The organism is Collinsella sp. AK_207A (genome assembly GCF_902501965.1).
In the GTDB taxonomy this organism is placed as follows: Bacteria; Actinomycetota; Coriobacteriia; order Coriobacteriales; family Coriobacteriaceae; genus Collinsella.
This window is the reverse complement of record NZ_CABWID010000006.1, coordinates 1-19256: the sequence shown is the minus strand read 5'-3', so window position 1 is coordinate 19256 and position 19256 is coordinate 1. Positions and strand designations below refer to the sequence as shown.

13 protein-coding genes are annotated in these 19256 nt (G+C 66.9%); 7 read left to right on the top strand and 6 right to left on the bottom strand.

What is annotated here, in order from left to right; genetic code table 11:
• The first annotated feature begins 303 nt into the window (after positions 1 to 303).
• A complete protein-coding gene (gene rho / locus GDJ97_RS01520; protein WP_226808717.1) occupies positions 304 to 2538 on the top strand; it encodes a transcription termination factor Rho in 2235 nt (744 codons plus the stop codon).
• Positions 2539 to 2775: 237 nt separating this feature from the next.
• Here rho and GDJ97_RS01515 read toward each other — a convergent pair whose 3' ends face one another.
• The gene (locus GDJ97_RS01515) at positions 2776 to 3552 is read right to left on the bottom strand and encodes an SDR family oxidoreductase (protein WP_152069476.1); all 777 of its coding nucleotides are present in this window, start codon (positions 3550 to 3552) and stop codon (positions 2776 to 2778) included.
• A gap of 310 nt (positions 3553 to 3862) precedes the next feature.
• Between GDJ97_RS01515 and GDJ97_RS01510 the strand changes: the two genes are divergently transcribed.
• The 4 genes from GDJ97_RS01510 (at position 3863) to GDJ97_RS01495 (ending at position 8339) form a co-directional block, all read left to right on the top strand.
• Positions 3863 to 4984: a hypothetical protein gene (locus GDJ97_RS01510; protein WP_152069475.1), complete on the top strand. Its 1122-nt coding sequence runs from the start codon at positions 3863 to 3865 to the stop codon at positions 4982 to 4984.
• A 6-nt stretch (positions 4985 to 4990) separates the two neighbouring features.
• Positions 4991 to 5470 carry a VanZ family protein gene (locus GDJ97_RS01505; protein ID WP_152069474.1) on the top strand — a complete coding sequence of 160 codons (480 nt, stop codon included), beginning with the start codon at positions 4991 to 4993 and terminating at the stop codon, positions 5468 to 5470.
• A 194-nt stretch (positions 5471 to 5664) separates the two neighbouring features.
• On the top strand, positions 5665 to 6936 hold the full coding sequence (gene argJ / locus GDJ97_RS01500) for a bifunctional glutamate N-acetyltransferase/amino-acid acetyltransferase ArgJ (RefSeq protein WP_152069473.1): 1272 nt from the start codon (positions 5665 to 5667) through the stop codon (positions 6934 to 6936).
• A gap of 119 nt (positions 6937 to 7055) precedes the next feature.
• Complete coding sequence (locus GDJ97_RS01495) at positions 7056 to 8339, top strand: aminotransferase class III-fold pyridoxal phosphate-dependent enzyme (RefSeq protein ID WP_152069472.1); 1284 nt, start codon at positions 7056 to 7058, stop codon at positions 8337 to 8339.
• A gap of 463 nt (positions 8340 to 8802) precedes the next feature.
• Here the strand turns inward: GDJ97_RS01495 and GDJ97_RS01490 are convergent, their stop codons facing one another.
• The 3 genes from GDJ97_RS01490 to GDJ97_RS01480 form a co-directional block, all read right to left on the bottom strand.
• On the bottom strand, positions 8803 to 10548 hold the full coding sequence (locus tag GDJ97_RS01490; protein ID WP_152069471.1) for a DEAD/DEAH box helicase: 1746 nt from the start codon (positions 10546 to 10548) through the stop codon (positions 8803 to 8805).
• Positions 10549 to 10625: 77 nt separating this feature from the next.
• Positions 10626 to 11189 (bottom strand): carbonic anhydrase, encoded by a 564-nt coding sequence (locus GDJ97_RS01485; RefSeq protein WP_152069470.1) that lies wholly within the window; start codon positions 11187 to 11189, stop codon positions 10626 to 10628.
• 57 nt (positions 11190 to 11246) lie between these two features.
• Positions 11247 to 13868, bottom strand: a complete 2622-nt coding sequence (locus GDJ97_RS01480) for an RNA helicase (RefSeq protein ID WP_152069469.1) — start codon at positions 13866 to 13868, stop codon at positions 11247 to 11249.
• 473 nt (positions 13869 to 14341) lie between these two features.
• Here GDJ97_RS01480 and GDJ97_RS01475 point away from each other — a divergent pair, with 473 nt between their 5' ends.
• Positions 14342 to 15316 carry a ketopantoate reductase family protein gene (locus tag GDJ97_RS01475; RefSeq protein WP_152069468.1) on the top strand — a complete coding sequence of 325 codons (975 nt, stop codon included), beginning with the start codon at positions 14342 to 14344 and terminating at the stop codon, positions 15314 to 15316.
• A 98-nt stretch (positions 15317 to 15414) separates the two neighbouring features.
• On the opposite strand, the gene GDJ97_RS01470 is transcribed toward GDJ97_RS01475, so the two are convergent.
• Both GDJ97_RS01470 and GDJ97_RS01465 read right to left on the bottom strand, forming a co-directional pair.
• Positions 15415 to 16245 (bottom strand): tRNA (guanosine(46)-N(7))-methyltransferase TrmB, encoded by an 831-nt coding sequence (locus tag GDJ97_RS01470; protein WP_226808708.1) that lies wholly within the window; start codon positions 16243 to 16245, stop codon positions 15415 to 15417.
• Between the two features lie 123 nt (positions 16246 to 16368).
• Positions 16369 to 17163, bottom strand: a complete 795-nt coding sequence (locus GDJ97_RS01465) for a class I SAM-dependent methyltransferase (protein WP_152069467.1) — start codon at positions 17161 to 17163, stop codon at positions 16369 to 16371.
• A 60-nt stretch (positions 17164 to 17223) separates the two neighbouring features.
• Here GDJ97_RS01465 and GDJ97_RS01460 point away from each other — a divergent pair, with 60 nt between their 5' ends.
• Positions 17224 to 19041 carry an elongator complex protein 3 gene (locus GDJ97_RS01460; protein ID WP_152069466.1) on the top strand — a complete coding sequence of 606 codons (1818 nt, stop codon included), beginning with the start codon at positions 17224 to 17226 and terminating at the stop codon, positions 19039 to 19041.
• The last annotated feature ends 215 nt before the right edge of the window (positions 19042 to 19256 follow it).

The window sequence follows — 19256 nt, the reverse complement described above, 5'->3', positions numbered from 1 at the left end:
TCCGGACATGCCGTCCTCCGATCTCCCGGGGCCGGCCGATCCGGCCCTCAGGGTATCGGGTTCCCACATTCATCCGCACATGTGCGGATGAATGTGGGAGGTGTTCGGATAAAGTTGATAATCAAGGCATCCCTCTACCTTTGCTTTTAAGGGGTCGGGCTTCTTGCCCGGCCCCTTTTTTGTGCTACACTGAACAGGCGCATGGCGTATCCCATTTACATTTATCGAATTACGCCTGCATTTCCCTTTCATGTGTTCAAGACGGCTGCCGAAGTGCGCGGCCGATGAAAGAAAGAGCATAACGTGGCAGAACAAGAGAAGATCGATTTCCCGACCGAGGTTTCAGCCGAGGAGGTCGCGCCCGCCGCGAAGGCCCCCGCGCCGCGCCGTCGGACGCGAAAGCCCAAGGCCGCGGACGCCGAGGCTGCAACGGGGGCCGCTGAGCAGGCCGCTGCCCCGGTGGCATCTGCCGCACCGGAGGCATCCGCGCCTGTGCCCGCGGATGAGAAGGTCGAGGAGAAGCCCCGTGCCCGCCGCGGTCGTCCCCGGAAAGCCGCCGCGAAGGTGTCCGCTGATGCGCCCGCCGAGGCCGAGCAGACCGTTTCGGACGAGGTGGCGGCCGCCCGCGCGCTCAGCAAGGTTTCCCAGGCTGAGGTTGCGCGCAGGCAGCGCGCCGAGGAGGACCGTGCAGCGGCGCTCATCGCTTCCGGTGCCGCCGGAGACGCGCAGGCTGCGGCTGCGGCGCTCATAGACCCGGCGCTTCGCCCGCATCGTCGTGGTCGCAAACCCAAGGCATATGTTGAGGCGGAGAAGGCCGCGGCTGCCGCCCTCGCCGCCCAGCAGGCCGCCTATCTCGCGCGGCAGGATGCGGCCAAGGAAGGGGACGGCGACCCGGCTGCAGCCCCCAAGGCGGAGGGCGAGATGCCCGACGTGCGTCCCGGTCGTGGCCGTCGCTCCCGCGCCGCCGCGAAGGAAGCGGCGTCCGAGAAGCCTATGGCCGCCGAGGCTGCTCCCGCAGCCGCGGAAGCTGCCGAAGCGGCTCCCGTACGCGCGGCGGAGTCCGAGGACGCCGCGGCTGCCGGCAACCACCGCTCGCGCCGCCATCAGCGTGCCCAGGAGGAGCGCGGCAACGACCAGCGCAATAACGACCAGGGTCGCAACGACCAGCGCGGTGACCGCTTCGATCGGAACGGAAACGGCCGCAATAACCGCCAGGGCAACAATCGCAAGAATCGCAACAACCGCTTCAACGGACCCACCGAGCCGAGCGTGTCGCGCGAGGAGCTCGCCGCCCTCAAGGTGGCCGAGCTGCGCGAGCGCGCCAAGGAGTTCGGCATCGAGTACGTGGGCAAGAAGAAGGCCGAGCTCGTGGAGGAGGTCTACACCGCCGCCGCGCGTGCCGAGGGATTCCGCGACATCGAGGGCATCCTCGACATCACCAACGACGGCTTCGGCTACATCCGCGCCCACGGTTACATGCCCAGCCGCGACGATGCCTTCGTGGCCGCGAACCTCATCCGCGCCGCGGGCTTGCGCCCGGGCGATATGGTGGCCGGCACCCTCCGTCCCATGCGCGCGAACGACAAGTTCCCCGGTCTGGCGAAGATCCGCACCGTGAACGGCGTTGACCCCGAGGAGATGCGCCGCCGCCCCAAGTTCAGCGACCTCACGCCCATCTATCCCAACCAGCCGCTTCGCATGGAGCACGGTCGCGAGTCCATCACCGGCCGCGCCATCGATATCGTGGCACCCATCGGCAAGGGTCAGCGCGGTCTCATCGTCTCGCCCCCCAAGGCCGGCAAGACGACCGTGTTGAAGCACATCTGCCAGTCTATCGCCGCCAACAACCCGGAAGTGCACCTCATCTGCCTGCTCGTGGACGAGCGTCCCGAGGAAGTCACGGATATGCAGCGCTCCATCAGGGGCGACGTGGTGGCCTCCACCTTCGACATGCCGGCCGATAACCACACCCGCGTGTCCGAGCTCGTGATCGAGCGCGCCAAGCGCCTGGTCGAGATGGGCGGCGATGTCGTGGTGGTGCTGGACTCCATCACCCGTCTGGCCCGCGCCTACAACCTGGCTGCCCCGGCTTCCGGCCGCATCCTGTCCGGCGGCGTTGACTCCGCAGCGCTTTATCCGCCCAAGAAGTTCCTCGGTGCCGCGCGCAACATCGAGAACGGCGGCTCGCTCACCATCCTGGCCTCCGCGCTCGTGGAGACGGGTTCCAAGATGGACGAGGTGATCTTCGAGGAGTTCAAGGGCACGGGCAACATGGAGCTCAAGCTCGATCGCGACCTGGCCGATCGCCGCATCTTCCCGGCCATCGACCCCATCGCGTCCGGTACGCGCAACGAGGACCTGCTGATCGATGACTCCCTCCGCCCGTTCGTGTGGGGCATCCGTCGCATCCTCGCCGGCATGAACAACACCGAGCGCGCCGCCGCCAGCTTCATCAAGGGACTCAAGGCCACGGACAGCAACCAGGAGTTCCTCATCCGCACGGCCAAGAAGGCGCAGGACCACCCCGAGGCGCTGTAGCGTCGTTGCAGCCCCGACGGGCAGGGAGGGTTCCCGGATCCGCCCTGCTCGGTCCTCGCGAAACTGGAAAACGTCCTCGCCGGACCCGTGGAACGGGCTGAACGAGGACGTTCTCTTTGTTGTGGAACTCTCGGGGACCGCATCCCGTTCCTCGGGTCCGGCGAGGACGTTTCCTCAGTTCGCTGCGGAGGTCGCCGGGCGGATCCGGGAACCCTCCATGCCGGTCGGTGACGGCGTTTACCAGGCTCCGAGCAGCTTTTCCGCCTTGAGGACAAGCGGGTACGGAAGCACCTTGGTGAGCGCGTAGTACGCCTTCATGTCGGGGGAGGGGATGCAGAGGGCGCGGCCGGCGTTGGAGGCGGCGATGGCCTTGGCTGCCACGTCCTCAACGCGCTCGAAGCCGATCGTCGTCATCTTGCCCATGGCTTCGCCGTCTCCGGGATGGTCGAGGAAACCCGTCCGCATGAACTTGGGGCAGACGGCGGTGACGTGGATGTCGACATCGCCGAGTTCGGCGTCGAGGGCGCGGGAGAAATCGAGGATGAAGCGCTTGGCGCAGCTGTAGACGGCAAGGCGCGGCTGCGCGGTGAAGGCGGCCACAGAAGACGTGTTGAGGATACGAGAACCCGCCGTCATGTAGGGGAGAACCCGGTACGCGAGCTCAACGGGTGCGCGCATGAGGATGTCGATCATGCTGCTCGCGGAGTCACGGTCCTGGAGGGCGAAGTCCCCGGCGGTGCCAAAGCCCGCGTTGTTCACGAGGAGCCGCACGCGCGCGCCGGCGGTCTCGGCGAGCGCACCCTCGAGGAGGTCGTACGCGCCGGGGTCGGTGAGGTCGAGGCAGAAGGGGCGAACGGTCGTCCTGCACGTGCGAACGAGGGCGGATAGGCGGTTCTCGCTGCGGCCGACGGCCCAGATCTCGTCCACGGGACCGATGCCGCCGGCATCGATCTGACGCACGAGCTCTTTGCCGAGGCCGGATGAGGCACCGGTGACGATGGCGATGGTGGGCATGGCGAGCTCCCTTCGATTGGCTGCCGCCATTATACGGTGCCGCCGTCGGCGTGCTTTCCGCGTATCCGCGAGCGTTGCCGCGCGAGGGGGTTCGCCGTCACGCGTGAGCCTTGCAATCATCTGCGGATTCTTCCATAATGCAGGGTACGTTCGCGACGGAAAACGCAGATGAAACGAACCACATCCGTTGCAAGGGGGCAATCGCCTCCGCACCGCTCTCATCCATCGGTTTCGTGCGGACTCGCTCAAGAGGGCTCTGGCCAACAAATCGTTGGCCTGACCTGCGGAACACGCGATGAAGGGGCAGGAAATGGCTGTTCGGACATATGCGCATCCCGCCGTTGCGGCAGGGCTCGCTGGAGGCATCGGCCTCATGGCGCCGACGGTGGCGTTCGTGGCGACTACCTCGCTCGCGGATGCCCACCAGACGGTGCTCGCGGGCGGCGTGCCGTTCGCCATCGGTGCCGTGGCGGGTGCCGGCATGTGCGCCGTGGCCATGGCGTCCCTGCACGCGCTCGAGACGCGCTCCGAAGTCGATGGGGTTGCGGATGAATCGACGCGCTCGGGAAGCCGGTTCTTCGGCAAGGGCGCCGCGGAGGGGGACGCTGCCGGTACGGCATCGCCCTCGCGGGGCCGCGGATCGTCGGGCGTGCCGGTCATCTCGCGTGCCGTGGGGGCCATGTCCGAGGAAGACGCCTGGACCGAGATCGATGCCCTGTTGAACGAGGATTCCCCGGTGAGCTGCGACCCTGTGAAGTCGCGTGATATCTATGAGATCGCCTTCGCCGAGCTCGCCCGCGAGGCGGCGAAGGCCGGGTCTACTGCGCCGGCCGGTGCGGCGGCTGCGCCCGCTTCCGCCGCCTTCTCAGCCCCGGCATATCAACCTGCCGGCGTCACGGCGTCGTTCATGGCCGCAGCGGGGTACCCGGACGATCCGATGGGGGTGGCGCAGACGGCGGTCAGCGAGCCCGTATCGGTTGCTGGGGACGCCGATGCCTGCGATACCGACGCCGCGCTGCGTGCCGCGCTTTCCTCTCTGGACGATGTTTCCGGCTCGGACTTCGAGGCAACGGGGGTCGTCGTGGAGAGCGCGCCGAGCGCCGCGTCGGCGCCCGAGCCTCCCTATGCCGGCCACGAGGACATGTGGGCGGCCGCCGTCGCGATTCTGGAAGAACCCGTGGCGGATGCCGAGAACGTGTTCGAAAGCGCGCCGCGCGCACCTCGTCACGAGACGGTTCCCGAAACGGCGGAGCGCGCGAGCGCGGTTGCCGAGGGCGAGCGCGAGACCGAGATACACGGCCGGGTGAACGAGATGGTCGGCGAGGAGCTCTCGCACTCCTCCTCGCAGAGCCTGCGTCGCACGAATCGCGAGTTCCTGCGCGTCATCCAGGGCGGCACCGCCTCGATGCCCCGTCTTCGCGCCGAGGCGTAGCCGTTCATGGCAAAACGAACCTTGCATGCTCGCGAGGGGCTTTCCCTCAGCTTGCCCTGGCTCGCGGCGTCGTGCGTCATGGTGCTCCTCATCTGGGGGAACTCATTGGTGCCCGGAACGGGGAGCGGCAGCTTGAGCCTCGAGGTCATGAGCGCTATCCGTTCCCTGCTGGGGTCTCTGGGCCTGCCGAGTGGATGGGTGACGAACTATCTGGTGCGAAAGACCGCCCATTTCACCGAGTACGCGGTGCTCGGCGTGCTCGTCTCGAACGCCCTAGGCCCCGCGTGGGCGCGCAATCCCCGTGCCTATCTGCTCGTAGCGGCGGTGCTTGCGCTCGTACCGAGCATCGACGAGACGATTCAGCTCTTCGTGCCCGGTCGCTCCGGACAGGTAACGGATGTCCTGCTCGATTGCTGCGGTGCTGCTACAGGGGCCGTGCTTCGGGCTTTGGTTGTTCGCGCTCGCGGAGGGCAGACCCGCGTGTGAGTGGCCACGCGTGACCGAGATGGGCGAGTCTGCATATAATTTATGCATTGCCCGGAGCCGCGGCGCTCGTCTGATTAAAAAGCTGTGAATTCCGTTTTAACACTTATGGACAAGGCGGCGCTCTCGCAGGCACCGTTCCCGCGCGGGCCTATGCTAAGTCAACTTAGATTGTATTTTTGCGGAAGGCGAGGCACATGGATAACGAGCTGCCCTTGACGAATAGGAACGTGATCAGCGGTGGTGGCGTTACCTCCGCATGGGGTTTTTCGGCCTGCGGCCTGCATGTGGGCTTCCGCAAGAACCCGGCTCGCCCCGACATGGCACTCGTGGTTGCCGACGAGCCCGCTGCCGCTGCTGCCACGTTTACCACGAACCGTTTCTGCGCCGCTCCCGTACAGGTGAGCCGGGCGCAGCTGGGCGGTGCGGAGCGCTGCTACGGTACGGCTCAGGCCGTCGTCATCAATTCCGGGAACGCGAACGCGGCAACGGGTGAACCCGGCCTGGAGACGGCGCGTGCCACGTGCCGCATCGTGTCCGAGACCGTCGGCTGCGCGCCGAGCGAGGTACTCGTGGCATCCACGGGCGTGATCGGCCAGCAGCTCGGCCTCGAGTGCTTCGAGACGGGTGTGCCCGCGGCGTATCAGGCGCTCTCCCGCGAGGGCGGCAAGGGTGCGGCGTGCGCCATCATGACCACGGACACGCACCCCAAGGAGTGCGCCGTGGAGTGGGAGAGCGCGGACCCGGCCTTTGCCGGCAAGAAGTTCATCGTGGGCGGCATGTGCAAGGGCTCAGGCATGATCATGCCCAACATGGCCACCATGATCGCGGTCATCACCACCGATGCCCCGGTGGAGCCCTCGGCGCTGCGCGCAGCGCTTTCCGCCGCCGTTTCCGCCACCTTCAACAAGGTGACGGTCGATTCCGATACCTCCACGAACGACACCTGCTTCATGCTCGCTTCCGGTGCCGCCGCCAAGGAGGCGGAGCCCATCCGCGAGGGCACCCCGGCCTTCGAGGAGCTCGCCGCGGCCACGCGCAGCGTGTGCGAGAACCTGGCCCGTCAGATCGCGGGCGATGGCGAGGGGTCCACGCGCCTGGTCACCGTCACGGTGAAGGGCGCCGCCTCGGACGAGGAGGCCGACGCGCTCGCCCGTTCTGTGGCAAACTCGCCGCTGGTGAAGACGGCAATCGCGGGGCACGATTGCAACTGGGGCCGCATCGCCGCGGCGCTCGGCAAGTGCGGTGTGCCGTTCGACCAGACCAAGGTCGATATCGACATCATGGACCTGCCGGTCTGCAGGGCGGGGCTCACGGTGCCCTTCGACGAGGACGAGGCGCTCAGGCGCTTCGAGCGTACGGAGATCACCATCGTCGCGGACCTTCATGCGGGCGATGCCGAGACCACGGTCTGGACCTGCGACCTCACGCACGGCTACATCTCCATCAACGCGGACTACCGGAGCTAGCGCATAATGAATGCGGACACGAGGGTGTGGGTTCCCGCGCGCTCGAAGCTCCGGTTGGCGAATCGGGTATCACCGGGACGAAACGCAATGCGTCGCGGTGGCAATAGAAAGGAATGTCAATGTCTCTCGAACAGCAGAAGGAATTGGAATCGCGCTATGTGATGCACACGTACGGGCGCTCGGAGGTTGAGTTCGTTCGTGGCGACGGCATGACGCTGGTGGGCGATGACGGTCGCGAGTACCGCGACTTTCTCGCCGGCATCGGCGCGAACTGCCTGGGCTACAACCATCCCGTGCTCACCAAGGCGCTCGAGGAGCAGGTGAAGCAGCTGCTCCACGTGTCCAACTACTTCTACATCGAGCATCGCGGCGAGGCGGCCGCCCTGCTCTCCAAGCTGGCCAACGGGGACCGCGAGGGCGCCCGCAAGACCGCCGACGCCATCGCCGCCGGTGACGAGACCGGGGTGGTCGCGGCGTCCGCGCCCGCGGAGGAAGAGCAGGTGTGGCAGACGTTCTTCGCCAACTCCGGCGCCGAGGCCAACGAGGGTTCCATGAAGCTCGCGCGCCTCTACGCCAAGCGCCTGGGCAACGGCGGCAACACCATCGTGGCGCTTCGCGGCAGCTTCCATGGCCGCACGCTCGAGACGGTCGCCGCGACCATGCAGGATTGGCTGCAGGACGATTTCCGTCCGCTACCGGGTGGCTTCGTCGCGTGCGAGCCCAACGATATCGAGCAGCTGCAGGCGCTCTTCGCCGAGCTCGGCCACGAGATCTGCGCGATCATGTACGAGCCCATCCAGGGCGAGAGCGGCGTGCATCCCCTCTCCCAGGAGTTCATGGAGGCTATGCGCGACCTGGCGCACGAGAACGGCGCCCTGCTGATCGCCGACGAGGTACAGACGGGCATCTTCCGTTCCGGCAAGCCCTTCGCCTGGCAGACCTATGGCGTGGAGCCCGACATCATGAGCCTCGCCAAGGGTATCGGCGGCGGCGTGGCCATGGGCGCCTTCATGGCGAAGGCGGAGGTTGCGGCGGCCTTCAAGCCGGGCAACCACGGCACCACCTTCGGTGGCGGCTGCCTGGCCGTAGCCGCGACCTCCGCGGTGCTCGCCGAGCTCACGCGCGGTGACTACGACGAGCGCGCACGCGAGGTGGGCACCTACTTCGCGAGCAAGCTCGAGACGCTACCGCACGTGGTCGAGGTGCGCGGTCGCGGCCTCATACGCGGCTGCGACCTGGACGAGGCTGCGGGCGATGCGCACGACGTGGTAACCCGCGCGCTCGAGGCCGGTTTCGTCATCAACGCCACGGGCAAGCACACACTGCGCTTCCTGCCGCCGCTGATCTGCACCAAGGACGATGTGGACGCGCTCATCGAGGGCCTTGCCGGCGTGCTCGCGTAATCTGGGGGCGCACGAACAAGCCAGCTCGCATATACGTTGGGGTCGGGACGCTTGCAAAAGAGCGTTCCGACCCCTTTGCTTTCAGACCGCGAGAAAGGGACCGGAAAAACGCTCCGCCCCATCGAGGCTCACCGATGGGGCGGAGCGTATAAGGGGCTATGATCGCGCACGGGGGCGCCGACGGGTTCGCGCACCACGCGGACGCGCTCGGAGGGGAAACCCGAGCAGCGGCCTGCGCAAAAACCGGCGTCGCCACAGAAGCAGGTGACCAAGAAGCCCGCATCGACCCTGCTGCAGACCGATGACGGCGATTATGCCGCCGTTGCGGGTTTCGCAGTCCTTGGAGCCGCGGCGCTCGCCCCCGGCGCGGCTCGAAAGCGCATGCGTTAGCGCTTCAATCACGAAGCTTGCAAAGAGCCCTTCTGCTCCCGCCCGAACCGCGTTTACGGTCCGGGCGGTGTTGTTACCTCAGCTTCCGCGTGTACCCGCAGCCTGCGGTGAGCTTCCAGGTATCGCCGCTTTTCTCCCAATGGTTGCTGTAGCAGGTGAGGGAGCGCCCGGATGCGCTTGGCTTGAGCGCCCGCCCGCAGCGTGGGCAGCGCCCGTAATGCGCGGCATCGGCGTCTTCGCGTTTGGCCTGCGCGTTCTGGATGATTACCTGGGCGTCGCGACGGGAGAGTGCGTCCAGGTCGAGCAGCTTCTCGGCGTCGTCGCCCAGAAGGCGGCAGGCAAGGTCCACCTGCTTCTCCGTTGCCGGCTTATGGGCCCATTCCTCCACGCGATCCGCTGCCCAGAACTGCTGCTCATCGCGGGTCAGCGGGTTTTCCGAGAGCCACCGCGCCACGCGGCGCTCCGCCTCGGCCACGCTCTTGAAGGCTCGCTTGCTCGTCTGGCGCCCACGGAACTCCACTTCCACGCCGCCCAGGAGGTCGGGACGGTGCATGGCCACGGACCAGCCGGTTCCCGAGAGATGGCGTTCGCCGTTGGCATGGAGGACCCAGGCGAGCCCACTCTTGGAGTCGAGCAGATCGACCTCGCGGCTGCGAAGCACCCAGCCCTCGGGCGTGTCCTCGGCTGCCTCGATGCGCTCCTCCAGATGGAGGAGCGAGCCCTCGAGCTGGCGCTTGGCGATGGGCGAGAAGTCCTTCTCGTTCATACCGAGGAGCGTGGGCGGGGTGCAGATGGAGAGGTCGTCGGTGACACCCATGCAGTCGATGAGGCGGAGCGCCTGCTTGGTGTAGCCCGTGGCGTCGTCGTGGTACAGACGGAGGCCGCGCCCGACCATCTGGGTGTAGAGCGCGGGGTTCTTGGTGGGACGGGCGATGAGCACCGTCTCGATGAGCGGCAGGTCGGTGCCCTCGGTAAAGACGCCGAAGTTCAGCAGGCAGTCGAATTCGCGCGCGGTGAAGGCGCGTATGATCTCGCGCCGCTCCTCGAGCGGGGTGGTGCCGTCCACCACGCGGGAGCGGGGAATGAGCCGGGCGAGGGCGTGCGCGTGCCCCACGCTCGTGGCGAAGAGCAGGGTCTGGCCCTCGTGCAGGTCGGCGTACGCTTGCGCGACCTGCTCGTTGGTAGCGGGTCGGTTCACCGCTTCATCGAGCGCTCCCGGCTGGAAGTCCCCCGCGCGCCGACGGACGTGGCGCGTGTCCCACTCCACCGTCACGCGGCGGCAGTCGATGTCGGTCAGATACCCGTGTTCGATACCCCATTTGAGGTCGCGCGAGAACACGATGTCCTCGAACACGTCGGAAAGACCGCGGTCGCCACCGCGGCGTGGCGTGGCGGTAAAGCCCACGTGCAGGCGCGGCTGCAGATAGTCGTAGATCTTTTGGTAGCTGGGGGCGAGGGCGTGGTGCGCCTCATCGGTGACGATGAGGTCGAAGTCGCCGGGGTGAAACGCCTGCTTCAGCCGGCGCTCGCGCGAAAGGGTCTGCACGGAGGCGGAGACGACTTCCTCGCCATGGCTGTGCTCGATGGCCTTCTCCACGCCCACTGGGCAGTCAAAGTACTTGACGGGCTGGTAGACGAGTTCGTCTCGGTGGGAGAGCACGAGCATGCGGCCGTGTCGGGGGATGTTGGCGAAGGTGACGGTCTTGCCGAGGCCCGTGGCCATCTGAACCAGATGGGAGCCGGCGGGGAGACCGGCGATCACGTCGATGCATTCGCGCTGGTAGTCGCGTAGCGTAATCTGGTTTGCCTTGCCGCCCATGGCTCCTCCATCCGGCCGCTCGGGAACGTTGCCTCGATGATACCCATTGGAGCGGACAGATGTTCGATAATAGATAATTAGACGGAGACAGGAGTGAGCCGGCCCGTTTCGATGTCGATTGTGAAGCCGGAGACGCGGACGCTCTCGGGCATGAGGGGATGCTCGCGAATTTTGCGCACGCTCGCGGCGACCTCGTCTTCGAGGATGGCGAATCCGTTCAGGAAGCTTCCCGCGCGCGGATCCTCGGCCACGGCGCGCTCGATGCGCTCCCGGGACACGCCGGCCCGCTCGAGCTCGTCGAGCATATGGTCCGCCTCCATGCCGCAGGTACCGCAGCGCGTGTGGCCGACGACCATGATGTCCGTCACGCCGAGCTCCGCCACGGCAACGAGCAGCGATCGCATGACTTCGCCGTAGGGCTCCATGATCGTGGCCCCGGCGACCTTGATCAGCTTGGCGTCGCCGTTCTCGAGCCCGAGCGCCTCTGGCAGCAGGCGCGTGAGCCGTGTGTCCATGCATGCCACCACGGCAAGCTGCTTGGCGGGTCGTCCCGGCGCCGCATGGTCGCGCCACGCCCCGCTCTCCACGAACGCGCGGTTATGTTCGAGAACCGTCTCAACAACAGGCGAATATGCAGGCATAGCAGCCCCTTCCAACCAGTCCGGCGATCCGGCCGCGCCGGACGGATCGCCTCTTTGTCAGCTCACCAGCTCCTCGATCACGCCGGCCTTGTAGTTCTTGAAGACCACGCCGTCGCCGTCCTGCGTGGCGTTCAAGTCCACGTCGGCCATGATGCCGAAGTCGTGGTCGCCGTCGGCATCGGCGAAGACCTGGTGCACGTGCCAGACGTGGTCGGTCTTCTCGTCGGCCTCGTCGATGGAGAGGTAGGCGGCGGACCGCGCGTCGGCATCGGTGAGTAGCTCGTCGTGCGCCTCGTAGAACGCGTCCAGGACGCGCTTCCAGCGGAGTGTCCCAAAGCCCCAGTCCTCGTCGAGGGCGCCCAGTTCGTCGGCGCGGTCGCGGGCCGCCAGGCGCACACGATGGAAGAGGGCGTTCCGTACGAGCACGGTGAGTCCTCGGCGGTCGGCGACCACCTCGTCGGCCGGCTTGGGGGGAGCGGCGTCGATGGGCTGCCCCGCGGCGGCCCATTCGTCCACCAGGCTGGAGTCCACGGAGCGCACGATGAGCCCGAGCCAGGCGACCACGTCGTCCAGCTGAGGCGTCTTCTTGTCGGCGGGTACGGTGCGGTCGAGCGCGCGGAAGGCCTCGGCGAGGTAGCGGAGCAAGATGCCCTCGCAGCGCTCGATCTTGTAGCTCTGGATGTAGCTCTTGAAATCGCAGCCCGTCTCCAACATGTCGCGCAGCACGCTCTTGGGCGCGGGCTCAAAGTCGCGCGCCCAAGGAACCTTCTCGCAATAGGCCTGGTAAGCGGTATCGATTTGTTCTTCCAGAGGCTTGGGGTAGGTGACGTCGCGCACGCGTTCCACGCGCTCCTCGAAGTCCACGCCCTCGGCCTTCATGGCGGCCATCGCCTCGTCGCGCGCGCGGCGCTCCTGGGCTCGCAGCACCTGTTTGGGGTCCTCGAGCGTAGCTTCCACGAACGAGATGAGGTCCATGTCGTAGGTGGGGGATTCCGGGTCCAGGAGCTCGAGCGCGGCGAGGAGGAAGGGGGAGAGCGGTTGGTCGAGCGCGAAGTCCTCGGGCAGATCGACGGTGAGCTCGTACGCGGTGGCGGGATCGGGACCGTCCCCTTGCACCGCCTTCTGCACGACCACGCCGGCGTCGATGAGGGTGGCGAAGATCTCGGCGGCGCGGCCGTGGAGCGCGGCCTTCTCCTCATCGGATTGGAGCGAGCGGTCGATGATGTCGTCCACGCGCGCGCGGGCATCACCGCCCTGCTCGACCTCGGCGAGCACCATGGAATGCGTCACGCGCAGGCGCGGGCGCAGCGTCTCGGGCGGGGCGTCGATGAGCCGGGTGAACGTCGCTTCGTTCCAGGTGACGAATCCCTCGGGCGGCTTCTTCTTTTTCAGGCGCTTCATCTTCTTGGGGTCGCCCATGGCCTTGAGCTCGGCCTTGAAGTTCTCGATCTCGTGCTCGGGCGCCTCGGCGATCACCACGCCCTCGGTGTCGAAGCCGGAGCGCCCCGCGCGCCCCGCGATCTGATGGAACTCGCGCGAGCGCAGGCGCCTCTGCTTCACGCCGTCGAACTTGGTGAGGCCGGTGAGCACCACCGTGTGGATGGGGACGTTGATGCCCACGCCCAGGGTGTCCGTGCCGCAGATCACGGGCAAGAGCCCCTGCTGGGCGAGCTTTTCGACGAGCAGACGGTAGCGTGGGAGGAGGCCTGCGTGATGCAGGCCCACGCCGCAGCTGATCAGGTGCTTGAGCGTCTTTCCGAAGGCCGTGTTGAAGCGCGCGCCGTGAAGGGCCTCCTTGATCGCCTCGCGCTGCTCCTTGGTCGCCACGCCGTAGCTCGCAAGCGCACGGGCGCTCGTGAGGGCTGCGTCCTGCGAGAAGTGCACGATGTAGAGAGGCGCATCCCCCTGTCTGAGCGCGAGTTCAACCGTCGCCTCGAGCGCGGTCTTCACGTATTGATACGAGAGCGGTACCGGCCGCGGTGCGTTAAGAATCCGCTCCACCTCGCGGCCGGTTTCCCGTTCGAGGGTGGCCGCGATCGCCGACATATCTCCCAGCGTGGCGCTCATCAGGAGAAACTGCGCATGGGGAAGCGTGAGGAGCGGCACCTGCCATGCCCATCCGCGGTCGGGGTCTGCGAAGAAGTGGAACTCGTCCATGGCGATGAGGCCCACGTCGGCGTCGGCCCCCTCGGCGAGGGCCTGGTTGGCGAGGATCTCGGCCGTGCAGCAGATGATGGGCGCCTTCGTGTTGATGTGCGAATCACCCGTCACCATGCCGACGTTGTCGCGACCGAAGATGTCGACCAACTGGAAGAACTTCTCCGAGACGAGCGCCTTGATGGGAGCGGTGTAGTAGCCGCGCTTACCCGTGGCGAGGCCGAGGAACAGCTCGCCGATGGCCACGAGCGACTTGCCCGAGCCCGTGGGCGTGCCGAGGATCATGTTGCTTCCCGCCGCGAGCGCGAAGAGCGCGTCCTCCTGGTGCGTCCAGGGCGTGATGCCGCGTGCCTCGACCCAGGAGAGGAAGCGTTCATAGGCGGTCTCGGCGGAAAGCCAGGGTTCTGGCTCGGCTACGTTGCCGTTCTCATCGGGTTCTTCCTCCCACCAGCTGGGCGCGAGCGTACCCAGCGAGCCGTGGGCGAACGCGTCGAAGGTGGGATCTGTTGCATCTGCTGCCATGGCGGGCCTTTCGTCGGTTGCGCGCCTCCATGATACCCGTGCGCGCGGACGGAGCGGTCAATCGAGCGGCGCGGCGTTGCCATCGGCGGCTCCCATGCGGCGCGGCATACGTTCGACGAATGTGCCGTAAATGTGTTGCCTCTCTCTGCTCGCACTCTACTCCATTAAAGTGGAGCACAATATCCGCGTTCCAAGCCATCCGGGCGTGGGACCGAGCGAATGGGTACGTAAGGAGCACGTCATGCTGTCCATCCGGGCTATCAAGATCATCGGGATTATCGAGATTATCTAGCACGGGTTGACATGCACCATATATGCCAGCCCGTGGATCTGCGGGCGGCTGGCGAAGGGCCGCTGGAAGTGTTTTCAGCGGCCCTTCTTCTCGTTGAAGATGCCTATTCGCAATGGTGTTGGTTCGGATCTGTCAAGCGTGTCGCGCGGGCGCTCCGTGCGGCGAGTGAAGGGAAGAGAACATGAAGTACGCGGTTATCGGTGCGGGTGCCATGGGGTATCGCTACGGCGTCTTGCTGCAGGAGCTCGCCGGTAAGGAGGTCGACTTCGTCGATTGCTGGCAGCCCAACGTGGATAAGGTTCGCGAGCAGGGCGGTGTCTACGTGAGCCGCGACCATGAGGGCCGCCATCTGGTGAAGGTCAACATGTTCACGCCGGAGGACTACGCGGGCGACCCGGACGTCTGGATCGTCATGACCAAGCAGATGCAGCTCGAGGGCGTGCTCGAACGCTGTGCCCACCTGTTTCGCGAGCATCAGGTGGTGTTCTCGGCCATGAACGGCTGGGGACACTTCGAGAAGCTGCAGCGCTACTTCTCCGATGATCGCATCTACGGCGGCACGGCCATGGTGGCGACGGTGCTCAACGGTCCCGGCGACGTGGACTTCATCGGCAAGCCTGGTGCGGGCTACATGCACATGTGCGCGTTTACCGAGCGGGTGACGGACGTGGAGCTCGAGATGTTCGACGACTTCAAGGCGTCGAACTTCAACCCGGTCATCTCCGATGGCTTCGTGGGCATGTGCATGGCAAAGGTCGTCTTCAATTCCGTGGTGAACACGCTCTGCACCATGTACCAGATCACCATGGGCCAGTTCATCAGCTACCCCGGTGCGCTCGATATGGCGCGCCAGCTCATCGACGAGGCCTATGACGCCTGCGAGTGCGCGGGCATCTATCTGGACGATGACCGCCAGGCCGAGCTCAAGGCGGTGGAGCAGGTGAGCCGCGTGGGCAACCCGCTGCACTACCCGTCCATGTACCAGGATATGTCCAAGGGCCGCAAGACCGAGGTCGACTACATCAACGGCTACATCGCCAAGCTCGGGCGCGAGCACGACTCTATCTGCCGCACGCACGAGTTCCTGACGCACGGCGTGCACCTGGCCGAGCTCGCCTTCCAGATTCACCACCCGGAATTCGCGGAGCACGAGTAGGGAGCCTCGCTCGCATCTCGGCAGGTTGATTGGTCGCCGCGCCGCCCCATCCGGTTCTTCGGGATGGGGCGGCGCGTTTTTTGAGTCGAGGGGTCGTACTAGGAGCGTGCTTCGCGACGGCGCGCCTCGTTCGCCCGGCGGTTGCGGTAGACGGTCACGGCGTAGTCCATGCCATGGGGGATATAGCGACCCTCGTAGAGGTCATGCGGCAGGTACTCGAAGAGGCTGACGGGCGCCCGGCGTGCCTGCCCGATCTGCTCGGGCGCGGGTTCGGGACCGACCATCGCGCAGATTCCGAGGGCGCGGGCCCCCTCCTCGCCCAGGCGGGTCTCGTATTCCGTGGCGGGAAGGTCGGGATGCTCCGCGCGCACGTCCACGCTTTCCCAGAGCAGGCGATACCCAGCGCCGACGAGCTGTCCCCGCGTGAAGTCGAGGAAGGGCTGGCTGTCGGTGCGCAGCGTGATGCGCGCGCCGGACGCGAGGAGCGGCCGGTACTCTAGCAAGCGGTCGATGGTGGTGACGCGACCGCCCGCCTGCTTCTTGCGCGGAAACGGCGTGGGGAAGTTGATGGTCACCGCGTCGAGCTCACCGGCGGCGAAGATGTCTTTGAGCTGGTCGGCGCGGGCGGGGATGACGAGCACGTTGCGAGCGCCCGTGCGCATCACCGCCTCCGCCGCGTAGACCACGCAGACGGGCTCGGCATCCACGCCTAGCCAGAGGACGTCGGGCTCGCGGTGCGCCATCTCAAGGAGAAACGAGCCCTTGCCGCAGCCGAGATCGAGCTTGACCGCGCGAAACGGCTCGCCTCCCGCCGGCGCGCAGGCTCGGGCCCACCGTCCCCGCCAGGCGGCGGGCGCGGATTCGATGGCGTCGGCGTAGCGCTCGATGCGCTCTTCCAGCACGAAGTTCTTGGGCATGCGGGCGTGCACGGCGGCTCCCAGTTCTCGTTGGGCGATGTGGGCCGCACCATTCTACGGCACGCCGGCCGATCGCGGGCCGGGTGCCGGCGTGCCGACTGTTCCCCCACGCCGGGCGATCGGCCGGTCGAGCGGCTAGCGTCGCTGCAGGATGAGGTAACGGTTCAACATGCCGCTGCGCCCGTCGGCGAAGAATCGGTCGATTTCCCGCACGGGGTGGGAACAGCCCGCGACGAGGGCATCGATCTCCGCTTCGGTGACATGATGGCAGTATCGGAGGGCGCGGGCGTCGTTCTGCCATCCCAGGAAATGGTCGCCCTCGTCGAACTCGCGGACGTCAACGCCCTGCTCGCCGAGGACCGCGCCCGCTCTCTCATCGGCCTCCCGCGCCTTGCTCGCCAGGCGCGCGTCGTCCATGAAGCGCCAGAACGAGAGCGCGATGACCCCGCCGGGGCGCGTCTGCCCGGCGAGGGCGTCAACGAGTCTCTGGCGAAGGGTGGCGCCGGGGACGTGGTGCATGAAGCCGAAGCAGGCGGAGAGGTCTACGAGCGGAATCCCCTGCAGCGGGGTATCGCCTGCGAGGAGTGCGCCGAGAACGTCGAGCTCACGGATGCGGAGGGGCGGCAGGTCGGTGCCCTCCGCGGCGCCCATGAGCTCCCGGCAGGCGTCGAGGGCGTAGACCTCCATGGGCGTCCCCCCGAGCTCGCGCGCAAGGAAGCGCTCAAAGCGGAGGTTCCCGCATGCGAGGTCGAGGATGCGGGTCCGTTCGCCTGCGTCGGCGCGGTCGAGCGCGTCCGTGCTTCGGGCCGCGTCCAACACGCGCCGCCAACCCGTCCAGGGTGCCGACCGGGTGGCGTCGAAGGATGCCGCGCAGCGGCGGTAGAAGCGGTTGTTGAGCGCGATCAGCGCGCGGGCGGTGCGTTCGTGCACGGAGTCTCCTTTCCCATGTCCTCATGGTAGCGTGCGGGCGCGTGGGCTACACTGCTCCTCATGGAAGAGATCATTCTTGAGATAGTGGCGGCCCTACGCGCCGGACGCGCCGTCGATGACCGCGAGCTCGTGCGCATCCAGCACGCGGTGCTCCGGCGCGCCGCAGATGCGGGTGCCCCGCTCGAGAAGCGCGTGGTGGCGAAGCGCCGCCTCCTGCCCTATTACCACCGAATCAAGCGCGATGAGCCGGCGCGTTGGGCGTCGTGGAACGTGACGCCCGAGCTCGAGGAGACGCTGCTCCGGACGCTGCGCATGAAGCCGCGCCGCACCGCCTCCGGCGTGGCGACCATCACCGTCATCACCAAGCCCTGGCCCTGCTCGGGCAACTGCCTCTTCTGCCCGAGCGATATCCGCATGCCCAAGAGCTACCTGCACGCGGAGCCCGCCTGCGAGCGCGCGGAGCAGTGCGGGTTCGATCCCTACCGGCAAGTCGCCACGCGCCTGACGGTGCTCGACCAGATGGGGCACGCCACGGATAAGGTTGAGCTCATCATCCTGGGCGGTACGTGGAGCGACTACCCCGAGAGCTACCAGGTCTGGTTCGTGCGCGAGCTGTTCCGGGCACTGAACGACGGTGTTGCCGCGGTGCGGGGCTCCGTGCGTCGGCGCCCGGTCGCCCCCGGCGACGCCGACGGGCGCCGCGCCCGGATTCAGGAAGCCATCGACGCTGGAACGATGACCTATAACGAGGCCTGGCGGCGCTGTTATGGAGAGGATCCCGCCTCCCGCCGCGCCACGGAGCGCCAGGTGGCAACCTGGGAGGAACTACTGCGCGAGCAGCACCGGAACGAGGGCGCCCGTCATCGGGTGGTGGGGCTCGTGGTCGAGACCCGTCCGGACGCGGTCACGTCCGATGCGCTCGCGATCATCCGGCGGCTCGGGGCCACGAAGGTGCAGATCGGCGTACAGAGCACGGACCAGGAGGTGCTCGACGCCAACGGTCGCGGCATTTCCGTCGAGTGCATCGAGCGGGCGTTCGAGCTCCTGCGCATCTACGGGTTCAAGATCCATGCCCATGCCATGGTGAACCTCGTCCTCGCCACGCCCGAGCGCGACAAAGCTGATTACCGGCGCCTGGTGGACGACCCGGCGTTTCGTCCGGACGAGGTCAAGCTCTACCCCTGTGCCTTGATCGAGAGCTCGCGACTGTCCGCCCTGTTCGAGCGGGGTGCATGGCGGCCCTATTCGGAGGAAGAGCTGCTGGATGTCCTGGTTTCCGATGTGCTCGCCACGCCGCCCTATGTTCGCATCTCGCGCATGATCCGCGATTTCTCCTCCCACGATATCGTGGCGGGCAACAAGAAGCCTAACCTTCGGCAGCTGGTGGAGCATCGGCTGCGCAAACTGTCGGCGACCGACGGGGAGGCGCGGAGCATCGGCGAGATCCGGTTCCGCGAGGTGGGAACGGGCAACGTGCAGCTCGCGGACCTGCGGCTCGACGAGGTGGCCTACGAGACGGTCAACACGAGCGAGCGCTTTCTGCAATGGGTAGCCCCGGACGGCCGTATCGCGGGATTCTGCCGTCTCTCGATGCCGCGGGCGGCGTATGTGCGCGAGCATCGCTCCGAGCTGCCCGTTCGCGAGGGGGAGGCGATGATTCGCGAGGTGCACGTCTACGGCGCCGTCGCCCGTCTGGGCGAGGAGGGCACGGTTGCCCAGCACCAGGGCCTGGGGCGCCGGTTGGTCGAGCGCGCCTGCGATATCGCCCGTGCCGCCGGCTATCGGCAGGTGAACGTCATCTCCGCGGTGGGAACCCGTGAATACTATCGGGGCCTGGGCTTCCAGGACGCGGGGTTGTATCAGGCCCGGGCGCTGTAGCGCGCCCCAGGCACCGCGCGACCGAGGGAATGTCGCCGGCTTTTCGAGATAACCCTTCGATACCGCGGCGTTTACAATAGGGGCGGCTTTTAATATGAGCTGAACATTGTCAAGAGGCAAAACCGGCCGGGCCGTCCGCGGAGCTACCGCCTTCGGCCCGGCCTACCTATCTTCGCCCGGGGTCGCGCCGGTGAGAGGGCGTGTCTCGATCGACG